Consider the following 14,418-nt stretch of genomic DNA (forward strand, 5'->3'; position numbering starts at 1 on the left):
GTTACTGAACCCCTGGATATTTGCCTAGCGTTTAGGCGCAGCAGTACTTTCCCTGACAATTAATTCGGTGTCTAACAAGCGGGAGCCACTTTGTACTGAATGCCCTTGTAGCTGCTCAAGTAATAGTAACATGGCTTGCTGACCAATTTGATAACGTGGTTGCGCTACAGTGGTCAAGGGTGGATCACAATACTGTGACAATTTCAGGTCGTCAAAGCCGACGACCGAGACATCCTGCGGGACGCGGAGCCCCATTTTCTTGGCTTGCCACATCGCCCCTATCGCCATCACATCATTGTGACAAAATATTGCGGTTGGCGGATGAGGCAACTCCATCAGTGTCGCAAAGGTTTCGGCGCCAGCCTCATAGCTAAAATCGCCGCGGATAATATAGTCACTGTCAACCGCGATACCATTACGGCGCAGCGCCTGAACATAACCCTGTAGCCGATATTGGCACAGCGGAAAATTCTCCGGCCCGGCAACACAGGCAATGCGTTTGTGGCCTAACTCATGCAGATAATTAACGGCCTCATAGGCGGCGGTCAGATTGTCGATATGCACGGTCGGCAGCTCCAGTTCCGGAGCAAACTCATTTGCCATCACCATCGGCGGCAAATTGCGTTGTTCTTCTTTACTGGCATCAAAAGGAAGATTAGAACCTAGCAGCAACATGCCATCAATTTGCTTGGTGATGATCAGGTTAAGGAAAGTGCGCTCCTGCTGGGTTTGTTGGGCGCAATCACCAATCAATATTAGATAATCTTGCTCGGCTGCGGCATGTTCAATGCCCTGGATGATGTCAGCAAAAAACGGGTCGCTGATATCAGGCACAATAACCAAAATAGTGCGCGACTCGTTACGTTTAATATTGCGAGATAAAGCATGGGGAGAGTAACCGACAGCCAGAACAGCTTGCTCCACTTTTTGCCGAGTCACGGTTGACACCTTTTCCGGGTTCATCAATGCGCGCGATACCGTTGCAGTTGAAACACCCGCCATTTCGGCAACGTCTTTCATGGTGGCCATCGTGAATTCTTTCTTATGTTCCAACGCCTTTCTCCTTGCTCTGGCTCCGAGCCAGCACTCATGCTTGAGATATCCCGTGGCCTGTGGCTCAGAATATTAACGGGTTGCCACACGTAAACCGGTATTTCCGGTCAGCGCGCTCATATCCTTTCAGGGCAGTGTGGTTTCGGTTAAATACAGACTTTCCGTCATTCTATACAGATAGTGGGGGCAATTTGTTACCTAATTTGCAGTAAAAGTGTGACGGAAGTAGGTTTTTTCGAACTGGCTCGCACAAAGCAGGGTAAACGATTGCTTTGAGTGGCAAATCAAACAATAAATTACGTCAATAACCGCAGTGACGACTGCAAGTCAGCTGGGTATTTAGCTGTCGATGGGATCGACATCCAAAGTCCACTTCACTTTTCGCGCCTGCGGCAATGTATTGATAAGTGGCTGAGAAGTTTTCATCAGCCGCTGTAGTAATTGCCGAGAAGGGTGCTGTAACAATAGTTGCCAACGAAAACGCCCACTGCGTTTAGCTTGCAATGCCGGAACCGGCCCCATAATCCATAATGCATCGTCTTTCAGCGGGCTAGCCTCCAGCAAATTACGTAATTGTTGCAAGAACAGCGCCGACTGCTGATTATCATGGTCTTCACTGCGCACGATAATATGGCTGGTATAAGGCGGCAAAAATACGCTTTTACGTTCGGCAAGTGCTTGTTTGGCAAAGGCATCGTAGCCCTGTTGTAGTAAAATTTGCAGCAACGGATGCTCGGGGTGGTGAGTCTGTAAAATAACTTCACCTTGCTTACCCGCCCGGCCCGCCCGGCCAGATACCTGGGTATAAAGTTGTGCAAAACGCTCCGCTGAGCGGAAGTCCGCCGAAAATAGCGCGCCGTCGACATCCAGTAATGCCACCAGAGTAACATCGGGGAAGTGATGGCCTTTTGCCAGCATCTGGGTGCCAATTAATATCCGCGCGCCGCCCTGATGCACTTGCGCCAAATGCTGTTCCAATGAACCTTTACGGCTGGTGGTATCGCGGTCAATGCGGGTTATCGGGGTGTCTGGGAACAGCGGGGCAAGTTCATTTTCTAACTGTTCAGTCCCGACCCCCACGGAAACCAGATGCGTCGAGCCACATTTCGGGCACTGTTGTGGGACTGGGCGCTGGCTGTCGCAGTGGTGGCAACGCAATTGGCGGTGATTCTGATGGAGCGTGTAATAGTGGTCACAGCGCTGGCATTCAGCAATCCAACCACATTCATGGCACAGCAGTGCGGGCGCATAACCTCGGCGGTTAAGGAATAAAATGACCTGATTACCCGCCTGCAAATGAGTTTTCATGCGTTTTAGCAGCGGCTGAGAAAGGCCCACTTTTAATGGCAATCCTTTAAGATCCAGCAAGTGCTGCACTGCCGGCTTGGCATTACCGGCCCGCTTCGACAGTGTTAACTGGCGATATTTGCCCAGTTGCACATTATGCAATGTTTCCAGCGCGGGCGTGGCCGTGCCCATGACGATAGGAATATTTTCTTCACGGGCACGGAACACGGCTAAATCCCGAGCATGGTAACGCCAGCCTTCCTGTTGCTTATAAGAGCTATCGTGCTCTTCATCAATAATGATGACTCCCAGCCGGGAGAATGGTGTAAACAGGGCGGAGCGAGTCCCAATCACAATGGCAGCTTCGCCGTTGCGCGCCCTCAGCCAGACCGCCAAGCGCTCGCTATCATTCAAACCGGAATGGAGCACTTCAACCGGTGCATTGAAGCGCTCACGAAAACGGGCAATAGTTTGCGGGGTGAGGCCAATTTCAGGCACCAAAACTAGCGCCTGACGGCCTTGCGCCAGAATGTTTTCCAGCACACTGAGATAAACTTCGGTTTTACCCGAGCCGGTTACCCCCGCCAGCAACCAGACGGCGAACTGGGTATCTTCACTGCGGATCGCCCCGACGGCAGTGGCTTGCTCGGTGTTGAGCCGCAGGCGTTCGCCCAGCACGGAAAAGCCATGCCGCCAGTCGGTGGCGGCCACTTTTTGTGCTCGCAGGTCAATTAATCCTTTGCTGCGCAATGCTTGCAACGCGCTTTCCGTTAATGCCATTTCATTGACTTGATGGCGATAAATCGGCTTTTGTAATAATGCGGCAAGGGCTTGTTGCTGTTTGGGCGCGCGTTTTAAACTTTCTGGCGGTGTGGCGCGGCCCTGTTCTGTGGCGAACCACTGCCACAAAGGGGCGGATTGTGCGGGTTTGCCTTGTCGCAATAAGATGGGCAAAGCATGAAATAGCACTTCTCCGATGGGATAGTGATAATACTCGGTAGCCCAACATAGAATACGCCACAGGCTGGGTGGAAATAAGCTCTCACTGTCCAAAACGGCATCAATGGTTTTGAGTTGTTCAATAGGGAAAGCACTGGTATCACTGATACTTACCACAATCCCAATGGCTTTGCGTTTACCGAATGGCACACTAACGCGAGCACCCACTACCGGGCAGACCATGGTGCTGTCTAGCCGGTAATCAAAGGTTCGGGTCAGAGGAACGGGTAAAGCCACTTGAACGACGGACATGTGTTTTCATCCTGCATAAAAAGATTGAACAGTTTACACCGCGTGCTGCACAATGTGCGGATTCGATTGCGCAGCTTGGTCAAATTCTGTATTATTCGCCGCCTTTGATATAATTCGATATCAAATCCTGTTAACAGCCATTGCTCACTTTGTCAGCGGTTGTTGGTTAACAATCAAATTGTTATTTATCAATCGTGTGGTGTCTGGCGGTACAGGGCTGGATAGCGACACGGCCTAAATATAGAGGTTTTCCATGAAACAAGGTATCCACCCTAAATACGAATTGGTTACTGCTTCTTGCTCTTGCGGTAACGTTATCAAGATCAACTCAACTGTTGGTCATGATCTGAATCTGGACGTGTGCGGCGAATGCCACCCGTTCTACACTGGCAAGCAGCGTGATGTTGCGACCGGTGGCCGTGTTGACCGCTTCAACAAGCGTTTCAGCGTGCCGGGTGCTAAGAAGTAATTATTGCCCGTCAGACGAAAAAGGCGCCTTAGGCGCCTTTTTTCATTTCTACAGTTCAGATCATGCTAAACCACAAACTAAACGGCTACTGGCAATCAATATTCCCAGGTATCGGGGTCAACACCCAACTCACGCATTAAAATCTTCGCGGCTTCCGGGATTTCATCACTGCGCTCTTTACGCAAGTCTTCGTCATTCGGCAGCGGCTGACCGGTAAATGCATGTAGAAAAGCCTCACACAACAATTCACTGTTGGTAGCGTGGCGCAGGTTGTTCACCTGACGGCGGGTCCGTTCATCGGTGAGGATTTTTAACACCTTCAGCGGAATGGATACCGTAATTTTTTTGACCTGTTCGCTTTTCTTACCGTGTTCAGCGTAAGGGCTGACATACTCGCCGTTCCACTCAGCCATGGGACACCTTAAATTTGTCGGAAAAATACAAAGTTCTGAAAACCAGCCAATTATGCCCGATCTTCGCTGTTCTCACTAAATAAATGTCAATTTTACTAGACTAAAGTCACTGAAATAACCTTTTTTGCTATTTATTGATAGCTATTACCTTGCTATGCCATCTTTGCGGTTAAACAAAGCACTATTGAAACCTGACTGACATCATAAGGATAACTAAAGCCTCTACAATTTTAGCGGTTATTATCCCATTGCTCAATCTATACGCAAAGAAGTTTAGATGTCCAGATGTATTGACGTCCGTAATTTGTGCGTCTACTCTGGCGTAACATTTTCTCGATCCGGCTGGTGGAAATCCATATGACGCGTAAACAGGCAACAATAGCAGTCCGTAGCGGGTTAAACGATGACGAGCAATATGGCTGCGTTGTCCCCCCGATTCACCTCTCCAGTACCTACAATTTTATCGACTTTAATCAGCCACGTGCTCATGACTATTCACGTCGCGGCAATCCGACGCGCGATGTGGTGCAGCGAGCACTGGCTGAGCTGGAGGGGGGCGCGGGTGCAGTCATGACCAGCAGCGGAATGTCAGCGATTCATTTGGTATGCACCACATTTCTCAAGCCGGGTGACCTACTGGTTGCTCCGCACGATTGCTACGGCGGCAGCTACCGTTTATTCGATAGCCTCAGTAAGCGCGGCGCGTATCGGGTGCTGTTTGTTGACCAAGGCGATGAAGTGGCTTTGAGTCGAGCATTGGCTGAAAAACCCAAACTGGTATTGATTGAAACGCCGAGTAACCCACTGTTGCGGGTGGTGGATATCGCGGCCATCTGTAAAGCGGCTCATGCTGTCGGCGCTTTAACCGTCTGTGACAACACTTTCCTGAGCCCGGCGTTGCAGCAGCCGCTCTCTTTAGGTGCCGATCTGGTGGTTCATTCATGTACTAAATATCTGAACGGGCATTCAGATGTGGTCGCCGGCGCGGTGATTGCTAAAGATCCAGCGCTGGCGGTTGAGCTGGCATGGTGGGCGAATAATATCGGGGTTACCGGTGCGGCATTCGACAGTTACCTGTTATTACGCGGGTTGCGCACCTTATCGCCGCGTATGGCGCAACAGCAGCGTAACGCGGATGAAATTGTTCGCTATTTACAGCAGCAGCCTTTAGTGAAAAAGCTGTATCATCCTTCTCTGCCACAACATCCCGGCCACGAAATTGCTTGCCGTCAGCAGTTAGGTTTTGGAGCGATGCTCAGTTTTGAGCTCGATGGTGATGAACAGCTACTGCGCCGTTTCCTCTCTGCCCTGGAGTTATTTACTCTGGCAGAGTCTTTGGGCGGCGTTGAAAGCCTGATTTCCCATGCTGCAACCATGACTCATGCCGGTATGGCGCCAGAAGCGCGCACTGCCGCAGGTATTACTGATAGTTTATTGCGAATTTCCGTGGGTATTGAAGACAGCGAAGATTTGATTGCCGATTTGGAAAATGCCTTCCAATTGGCGGGAACGAGGTAAGCATGAATGCAACAGCGGTAGCAGCGGCGGTGACTGGCCGTCAACTGCATAAGTTTGGTGGTAGTAGCCTGGCGGATGTGAAGTGTTACCTGCGGGTGGCTAATATTATGGCCAACTACAGTCATCCTGGCGATCTTATGGTGGTGTCTGCGGCAGGTAGCACCACGAACCAGCTGATTAGCTGGCTGAAACTGAGTCAAAGTGACCGTCTTTCTGCCCATCAGGTGCAGCAAAATTTGCGGCGTTACCAGCATGATCTGATTAGCGGTTTATTGTCGCCAGAAATGGCCGAGCCGCTGATTAGTGAGTTTATCCATGATTTGGAACGTCTGGCTGGCCTGTTGGATAACAAAGTTGATGATGCCATTTATGCTGAAGTGGTCGGCCATGGTGAGATTTGGTCGGCCCGCTTGATGGCTGCGGTATTGAACAAACTCGATATGGATGCTGCCTGGCTTGATGCCCGCAGCTTCCTGCGCGCGGAACGCGCGGCACAGCCACAAATCGACGAAGGCCGTTCTTATCCGCTGTTGCAGCAATTGATGGCGCAACACCCGCACCAACGGCTCGTGGTGACCGGGTTTATCTCGCGCAATAATACGGGCGAGACGGTGCTATTGGGGCGTAATGGCAGTGACTACTCGGCCACTCAGGTCGGTGCGCTGGCCGGTGTCGAGCGCGTCACCATCTGGAGTGATGTGGCTGGGGTTTACAGCGCTGACCCGCGTAAAGTGAAAGACGCCTGTTTGCTGCCATTACTGCGCCTGGATGAAGCCAGTGAATTGGCTCGTTTGGCCGCTCCAGTGCTGCACACCCGCACACTACAGCCGGTTTCGGGCAGTGATATCGATTTGCAACTGCGCTGTAGTTATCAGCCAGAGCAAGGTTCGACCCGAATTGAGCGCGTACTGGCATCTGGCTCCGGAGCCAAGATTGTTACCAGCCATGATGATGTCTGTTTGATCGAGTTACAGATTGCCAGCCACCATGATTTCTCGCTAGCACAGAAAGAAATTGATTTACTGCTCAAACGCGCACAAATCAAGCCGTTGGCGACCGGTATTCACCCTGACCGCAATCTATTGCAGCTTTGCTATACCTCAGAAGTGGTTAACAGCGCATTAAGAGTGCTGGAAGATGCCACCCTGCCGGGGAAATTATCGCTGCGGGAAGGGCTGGCATTGGTTGCCTTGGTGGGGGCGGGGGTCAGCAAGAACCCATTGCATAGCCACCGTTTCTATCAGCAACTGAAAGATCAACCGGTTGAATTTATTTGGCAGGCTGAAGACGGCATCAGTTTGGTTGCGGTGCTGCGTCTTGGGCCGACTGAACATTTGATTCAGGGCTTGCACCAGTCATTGTTCCGGGCAGAGAAACGCATTGGTTTGATGCTGTTTGGCAAAGGTAATATCGGTGCCCGCTGGTTGGAGCTATTTGCTCGTGAGCAGAAAAATATCTCGGCGCGTAGTGGTTTTGAGTTCGTGCTGGCCGGTGTTGTGGATAGCCGCCGTAGCCTGCTGAGTTATGACGGGCTGGATGCCAGCAGGACGCTGGCATTTTATGATGACGAAGCCCAAGAGCAGGATGAAGAATCGCTGTTCTTGTGGATGCGGGCGCACCCGTTTGATGATTTAGTGGTGTTGGATGTGACCGCGAGTGAGTCACTGGCCGAGCAATATCTGGATTTCGCCAGCTATGGTTTCCATGTTATCAGTGCCAATAAATTAGCCGGGGCATCCAGCAGCAATAACTATCGTCAAATCCGCGATGCTTTTGCCAAAACCGGCCGCCATTGGCTGTATAACGCGACGGTTGGTGCCGGTTTACCGGTAAACCACACCGTGCGCGACCTGCGCGATAGCGGCGACAGCATTCTGGCGATCAGCGGTATTTTCTCCGGCACGCTGTCTTGGCTATTCCTGCAATTTGACGGCACAGTGCCCTTTACTGAGCTGGTGGATCAAGCTTGGCAACAAGGGCTGACAGAACCTGACCCGCGGGTTGATCTCTCCGGCCAGGATGTCATGCGCAAGCTGGTCATTCTAGCGCGTGAAGCGGGTTATGATATTGAACCCAATCAGGTGCGAGTGGAATCGCTGGTACCTGCTGGTGCCGATGTTGGCTCAGTGGACCAATTCTTTGAAAATGGCGAAGCATTGAATCAGCAAATGATTCAGCGTTTAGAAGCGGCCAATGAAATGGGATTGGTGCTACGTTATGTTGCCCGCTTTGATGCCAATGGTAAGGCGCGGGTGGGTGTTGAAGCGGTGCGAGCTGACCATCCATTGGCCTCCTTGCTACCTTGCGACAACGTATTCGCCATTGAGAGCCGTTGGTATCGCGATAACCCATTGGTTATTCGTGGCCCAGGGGCGGGGCGTGATGTCACCGCTGGAGCTATTCAGTCCGATTTAAACCGCCTGTCCCAACTGCTGTAAATCCGCACTTATTTGCCTCCTCTACCGGGCGTCGGGGAGGCAAAATATCACCTAATCCCCGCCATGAATTTTCTACATATTGCGTGTGAACAATAATCATCGCTTAAACTTATTTAAAAGTTGACTCTTTCGCCAACTTCGGTCATTTTCTATTTAGACGTCTAAACGTATAGACGCTTATAAAATAAAAATGACAGATAACATCAGTCATCAACACGATGACAACAGGCCATGGGGTAACAGGGTATGAGTTTTTTCCACGCAAACCAGCGGGAAGCGCTGAATCAAAGTTTGGCAGAGCTGCAAGGCCAAATTAATGTTTCTTTTGAATTTTTCCCGCCGCGTACTAGCGAGATGGAAGACACCCTGTGGAATTCAATTGACCGCCTGAGCACACTGAAACCTAAATTTGTTTCAGTGACTTATGGTGCTAACTCCGGTGAGCGCGACCGCACTCACAGCATCATCAAAGACATTAAAGAGCGCACCGGTCTTGAGGCCGCGCCGCATCTGACTTGCATTGATGCATCGCCAACTCAGTTACGTGATATCGCCACTGATTACTGGAATAGCGGCATCCGCCATATTGTGGCACTGCGCGGTGATTTGCCGCCAGATAGCGGCAAGCCGGAAATGTATGCCTCTGATTTAGTGGGCTTATTAAAAGATGTCGGTGATTTTGATATCTCAGTGGCGGCTTACCCGGAAGTGCACCCAGAAGCGAAAAGTGCGCAAGCTGACCTGATTAATTTAAAACGCAAAATTGATGCCGGTGCTAATCGCGCCATCACTCAGTTCTTCTTTGATGTGGAAAGTTATCTGCGTTTTCGTGACCGCTGTGTGGCGGCCGGTATTGACGTGGAGATAGTGCCGGGCATTTTGCCGGTATCTAACTTTAAGCAGCTGCAGCGCTTTGCCACCATGACCAATGTGCGCGTGCCTAACTGGATGACCACTATTTTTGAAGGGCTGGATGACGACCCAGAAACCCGCAAAATGGTCGGCGCATCGGTCGCCATGGACATGGTGAAAATCCTCAGTCGCGAAGGGGTGAAGGATTTCCATTTCTACACCCTGAACCGGGCAGAATTGAGCTATGCCATTTGCCATACTCTGGGAGTGAGGCCGTAGTTAAAATTAAGCCCGCCGGTTGGCGGGTTGGTTATATCAAACTGAAATAGGCTTTTGTTTTAATTACAATCCTGTCTGTGTGATGGTGTGTTGCTACCTAAGCTTAAACTAGGGCTTACATTTAGATTAAAAGAGTATTTATCGTCTTGTTGTTTAATAGCTTTTATTTCCTTGTCGGAAATTGAAGAAATGCCTTTATTACTGTTTTGTGAAGTAATAGATTTTAATTGGGTTTTTAGCTCAGTCAGTACACCCATTTTTTCTTTATGCATGCCTGAACCCTGTGAGTTCAATGTTTTGATCATGCTGTTGATATTATTAGTAAATTTATCAGCATCTTGTTCGGGGATCTGATTGTCCATCTTCATAAAATTACTACTATTTTTTATTTCTTTCATCTGGCCAGCCAGTGTTTTCATATCTGCTTTATGAAAACGGCCATCCGCATTCGTATGCTTAACCGCCGTAGTAATGGCACTTCGGATGCTCGCTACGTTGAAACCCATATTGACTCCTAATAATTTTAATAAAAATGGTTTGTAAGGCGCAATAGTAAGCTCGCAGCCAATAACTCTCTTGCACAAATCGATGCTAAACATAGTGGCTCGTGATGGAATGAATGCCAGCTATTGATTTAGCAATAAAAAAACGGGCACTTGGCCCGCTTTGTATTTTTATGCCCGATAATTCTACTGGCGCTAGCCGGTATTGCGCATCCCCGCCGCCACACCGGCAATCGTCACCATCAATGCTTGCTCAACACGGGCATCCGGGTGTTCTTGTTGGCGCGAACGGTGCAATAGCTCGGCTTGCAGCACGTTTAATGGGTCGGTATACACGTTACGCAACGCGATAGATTCCGCAATCCACGGCAAATCAGCCATTAAGTGGTCGTCGTTGGCAATGGCCAGTACCACTTTAATGTCCGCTTCTAATTGGTCGCGCAATTGCTGGCCCAGCGGCCACAGTGATTTATCCACCAGACGCTGGTCATAATATTCAGCCAGCCACAAATCAGCCTTGGCGAACACCATTTCCAGCATGCCAATCCGGGTTGAGAAGAATGGCCAGTCACGACACATGGCGGCTAATGTTTCTTTCTTACCGGCATCAACCGCTTTTTGTAAACCGGCACCCGCGCCCAACCAGGCCGGCAGCATTAGGCGGTTTTGCGTCCAGGCGAAAATCCATGGGATGGCGCGCAGACTTTCCACACCGCCATTCGGGCGGCGTTTCGCTGGGCGTGATCCCAATGGCAGTTTGCCCAACTCTTGCTCGGGCGTGGCCGCGCGGAAATAAGGGACAAATTCTGGATTTTCACGTACGTAGCCGCGATACATATCGCAGGACGCATCCGACAGCAAATCCATCACCTCACTCCATTCTTTCTTCGGCTCTGGCGGCGGCAACAAATTGGCTTCCAGCACCGCACTGGCATACAGGGCTAAGCTGCTGATAGTGACTTCCGGTAAACCAAATTTAAAGCGAATCATTTCGCCTTGTTCGGTAACGCGTAAGCCGCCTTTCAGGCTACCCGGAGGCTGAGAAAGCAGTGCAGCATGGGCTGGTGCGCCACCACGGCCGATTGAACCGCCACGGCCATGGAACAGTGTCAGCGAAATACCCGCTTTCTCGCAGGTTTTGATTAGCGCATCCTGTGCGCGATATTGCGCCCAAGACGCGGCCATCACCCCGGCATCTTTCGCCGAGTCAGAATAGCCAATCATCACCATTTGTTTGCCTTGGATCAGGCCGCGATACCAGTCGATATTCAGTAACTGGGTCATCACGTCGTCGGCGTTATTCAGGTCATCCAAGGTTTCGAACAGTGGCGCGACCGGCAGAGTGAATGGGCAACCGGCCTCTTTCAGTAGCAAATGCACCGCCAGCACGTCCGATGGCACTTTGGCCATAGAAATCACGTAAGCGGCGATAGAGCCCTGCGGTGCCTCGGCAATCACTCGGCAAGTTTCCAACACTTCTTGGGTGTCGGCACTCGGTTCCCATTTCAGCGGCACCAATGGGCGTTTGGAGTTCAATTCACGAATCAGGAAGGCTTGTTTATCCGCCTCAGACCAGCTTTCATAATCGCCCAAGCCCAAATAACGGGTCAGTTCAGCAATAGCATCGGTGTGGCGGGTGCTTTCCTGGCGCACATCAATGCGCACCAATGGCACACCAAAACAGCGCACCCGGCGCAGGGTATCCAGTAATTGGCCATTGGCGATGATTTCCATGCCACAGGTTTTCAGCGACTGATAACACGCGTAAAGCGGATCCCATAGTTGGTCATTGCTGACCAGCAAGTCGGTTGGCGGCAATACCCGCTCGCCTTTTAAGCGGCTTTCCAGATAGGCCTGAGTGTTGGTCAACTGGGTGCGCACGCGCTTCATCAGTTCACGGTAAGGCTCGAGCACTTCCTCACCGCCCGCCAGCTCGCGCAGTGCTGGCGTACATTCCGACATGGAAAGCTCAGACACCAACACCTGAATATCACGCAGGAACAAATCGGTCGCTTTCCAGCGGCTCAGTAACAGCACATGGCGGGTAATTTCAGCGGTGACATTGGGGTTACCGTCGCGGTCGCCGCCCATCCATGATGTGAAGCGAATCGGCACCGCCTCTACTGGCAAGCGGTAATCAAGGGAGTTTTGCAGCTGCTCGTTAAATTCACGCAAAAAGGCAGGCACACCCTCCCATAGACTATTTTCAACCACGGCAAAGCCCCATTTGGCTTCATCAACCGGGGAGGGGCGGATTTTGCGAATTTCGTCAGTATGCCATGATTGTGCGACTAACTGCCGCAAACGACGCATGATCTTGTTGCGTTCGTAATCGGCTAAATCATTGTGATCCAACTGGCTCAGGCAAGTATTCACTTCGACCAGTTTATGAATCAGGGTGCGGCGGGTGATTTCAGTTGGGTGAGCGGTCAACACCAGCTCAATGGACAACTCATCAACCGCGCGGCGCATGTCTTTGTCACTCAGCTTTTTGTCTTTTAAGCGGGTGAACAGTTGAGCCAGGGCTTCCGGATTACTTGCGGCTTCACCGTGTGGCGAAATACTGTGATATTGCTCTGCCGTATTCGTCAGATTGAGAAATTGGCTAAAAGCACGGGCTACCGGCAGCAGCTCGTCGTTAGATAAATTTTGCAGCGTTGTCAGCAGTTCTTGACGGCTCGCTTCATTACCAGCACGCGAAGATTTAGATAATTTACGGATGGTTTCTACTCTATCAAGGATGTGTTCGCCGAGTGCTTCCTTGATGGTGTCTCCGAGTAGTTTGCCGAGCATACTGACGTTACTTCGCATTGCGGAATATTGTTCGTTCATATGACCCCTGACCCATATCCCCTTCACCCTTGACGCCGCAGGGTGGTTAGCGGCGCTCACTCAACCAAATGACTGACCAGTGTCAGCGCATCGGGATTCGTTCACTTGCTGCCAACCAGCAACACCAATGACTTTGGGTATAAACTTTTATGGTTTCTTTTTGTAAATTAGTTTCATCTAAAAGGCTAAGATGGACAAATCCACTCGCCACGTTCAATTCCATACCCCAATTGACACTATTTTCAGCAAAAAAACATCATTTTTAGGGATATTGCTGAAATTTAATTACTGCAGCCAGATTATCAGCCTAGCTTATCGGCAATATTGATCCGCCTACCCCATACGAGTTATTTTTGCTGACAGAAATGGTCAACTAACTGGCCAATCAGCTCGCGGGTTGGCTCGATAAAGGCCATATCAATAAATTCATCCGGCTGATGGGCTTGATTGATAGACCCGGGGCCTAACACCAATGTCGGGCAAATTTGCTGAATAAATGGCGCTTCGGTGCAATAGTTAACCACTGCCGTGCGCTCACCCAGTAATTTTTCGATAACTCCGACCATATGATGATCCGTCGGACATTCATAGCCTGGAATTGGCGGATGCAGTTCATCAATACTCAAGCGGCCCGGCCAGCGCGCACTCACTGGTGCCAATGCTTCAGTCATCAATTCATTCAGATCACTTAAGGTCAGGCCCGGTAATGGGCGGATATCCATATGTAATTCACAGCAAGCACAGATGCGGTTTGCGGCATCACCACCATTAATATGACCAAAATTCATTGTCGGATAAGGAATGGCAAATGCCGGATTGTTGTAGCGCTCTTGCAGGGTGGTGCGCAGCTTCATAAGCTCGGTAATTGATTCATGCATCAAATCAATGGCGTTAACACCGCGGGCGGGGTCGCTGGAGTGGCCGGACTGGCCAGTAATGCGGATAGCATTGGAAATATGCCCTTTGTGGGCCCGCACCGGTTGCAGTGAGGTAGGTTCACCAATAATGGCGAAGTCGGGGCGCAGCTGGGTAGACGCGGCAAAATAACGCGCGCCTGCCATGGTGGTTTCTTCATCGGCAGTCGCCAAGATATACAGCGGCTTGCTCAGTTTGCTGGCATCAAGATCGCGCACGGCATCGAGAATAAAGGCAAAAAAGCCTTTCATATCGGCGCTACCCAAACCATACAGTTTATTGTCATGCTCGGTCAGGGTGAATGGGTCGCGTGTCCAGCGCCCTTCATCATAGGGGACGGTATCGGTGTGGCCCGCCAGCAGCAAGCCACCTTGACCTTCACCTATAGAGGCGAGCAGATTAAATTTGTGGCGAGCATCAGGCACAGGCTGGATTTCGACACGAAAACCCAGATCAGCAAACCATCCGGCCAACAAGTTGATTAGCGACTCATTACTTTGGTCGAGAGCACTATCGGTTGCGCTGATCGATGGTGTGGCGATTAATGCCCGATACAGCTCAATAAATGGAGGTAATTTCATCTTCACTGTTGACAGCCTTTGGTTAGG

At 50.6% G+C, this 14,418-nt stretch carries 10 protein-coding genes; 4 read left to right on the forward strand and 6 right to left on the reverse strand.

Annotated features, from left to right (window positions below; all coding sequences use genetic code 11):
* Window positions 1–24 precede the first annotated feature (24 nt).
* The gene (gene cytR, locus D5F51_RS00555; protein ID WP_025379979.1) at window positions 25–1,053 is read right to left on the reverse strand and encodes a DNA-binding transcriptional regulator CytR; all 1,029 of its coding nucleotides are present in this window, start codon (window positions 1,051–1,053) and stop codon (window positions 25–27) included.
* Between the two features lie 339 nt (window positions 1,054–1,392).
* A complete protein-coding gene (gene priA, locus D5F51_RS00565) occupies window positions 1,393–3,591 on the reverse strand; it encodes a primosomal protein N' (protein WP_129195322.1) in 2,199 nt (732 codons plus the stop codon).
* 253 nt (window positions 3,592–3,844) lie between these two features.
* On the opposite strand from priA, the gene rpmE reads away from it, so the two are divergent.
* Window positions 3,845–4,060, forward strand: coding sequence for a 50S ribosomal protein L31 (gene rpmE / locus D5F51_RS00570; RefSeq protein WP_025379977.1), 216 nt, complete (start codon window positions 3,845–3,847; stop codon window positions 4,058–4,060).
* A gap of 95 nt (window positions 4,061–4,155) precedes the next feature.
* Here the strand turns inward: rpmE and metJ are convergent, their stop codons facing one another.
* Window positions 4,156–4,473: a met regulon transcriptional regulator MetJ gene (gene metJ / locus D5F51_RS00575; RefSeq protein ID WP_004392248.1), complete on the reverse strand. Its 318-nt coding sequence runs from the start codon at window positions 4,471–4,473 to the stop codon at window positions 4,156–4,158.
* 357 nt (window positions 4,474–4,830) lie between these two features.
* Here metJ and metB point away from each other — a divergent pair, with 357 nt between their 5' ends.
* The 3 genes from metB to metF all read left to right on the forward strand — a co-directional run bounded on the left by metB (window position 4,831) and on the right by metF (window position 9,560).
* On the forward strand, window positions 4,831–5,991 hold the full coding sequence (gene metB, locus D5F51_RS00580) for a cystathionine gamma-synthase (RefSeq protein WP_129195323.1): 1,161 nt from the start codon (window positions 4,831–4,833) through the stop codon (window positions 5,989–5,991).
* A 2-nt stretch (window positions 5,992–5,993) separates the two neighbouring features.
* Complete coding sequence (locus D5F51_RS00585) at window positions 5,994–8,429, forward strand: bifunctional aspartate kinase/homoserine dehydrogenase II (protein ID WP_025379976.1); 2,436 nt, start codon at window positions 5,994–5,996, stop codon at window positions 8,427–8,429.
* Window positions 8,430–8,675: 246 nt separating this feature from the next.
* Entirely contained in the window at window positions 8,676–9,560 is an 885-nt protein-coding gene (metF, locus tag D5F51_RS00590; protein WP_129195324.1) for a methylenetetrahydrofolate reductase, read from the forward strand.
* 59 nt (window positions 9,561–9,619) lie between these two features.
* Here the strand turns inward: metF and D5F51_RS00595 are convergent, their stop codons facing one another.
* The 3 genes from D5F51_RS00595 to argE form a co-directional block, all read right to left on the reverse strand.
* Entirely contained in the window at window positions 9,620–10,159 is a 540-nt protein-coding gene (locus tag D5F51_RS00595) for a hypothetical protein (protein ID WP_129195325.1), read from the reverse strand.
* Window positions 10,160–10,258: 99 nt separating this feature from the next.
* Window positions 10,259–12,895 (reverse strand): phosphoenolpyruvate carboxylase, encoded by a 2,637-nt coding sequence (ppc, locus tag D5F51_RS00600; protein WP_129195326.1) that lies wholly within the window; start codon window positions 12,893–12,895, stop codon window positions 10,259–10,261.
* Window positions 12,896–13,242: 347 nt separating this feature from the next.
* A complete protein-coding gene (gene argE / locus D5F51_RS00605; protein ID WP_162301818.1) occupies window positions 13,243–14,391 on the reverse strand; it encodes an acetylornithine deacetylase in 1,149 nt (382 codons plus the stop codon).
* Between the last annotated feature and the right edge of the window lie 27 nt (window positions 14,392–14,418).

The organism is Yersinia hibernica (assembly GCF_004124235.1).
Lineage (GTDB): Bacteria > Pseudomonadota > Gammaproteobacteria > Enterobacterales > Enterobacteriaceae > Yersinia > Yersinia hibernica.